Annotated in this window: 1 pseudogene; it reads right to left on the bottom strand. The window is 75.3% G+C overall.

The features are described from left to right. A pseudogene (locus AOK18_RS34650) lies at positions 1 to 166 on the bottom strand (hemin transporter); the annotation flags it as partial. Between the last annotated feature and the right edge of the window lie 109 nt (positions 167 to 275).

Here is a 275-nt window from a genome sequence, read left to right on the forward strand (position 1 = left end):
CGAGCAGCAGGGGTGCGGCGGGCTCGGTGTCGAGGACGAGGTCGCCGTAGGCCTCGGACAGTTCCAGGACGTCGCCGGCCCGCACACGCGCGTGCAGGTGGCCGGAGACCTCGCCCCCGGGCGTTCTGCCGTCGTGCACGCGCTTGACGCTGAACCGCCGCTCGTCGGGGCCGGTGCGGGACTTCCGTCCCGGCCAGTACGTCTCCGTCCGCGTCGTCCTGGACGACGGCGCCCGGCAGATCCGCCAGTACAGCCTCACCGGCGCGCCCGGCCCC

This window comes from Streptomyces prasinopilosus (genome assembly GCF_001419695.1).
In the GTDB taxonomy this organism is placed as follows: Bacteria; Actinomycetota; Actinomycetes; order Streptomycetales; family Streptomycetaceae; genus Streptomyces; species Streptomyces prasinopilosus.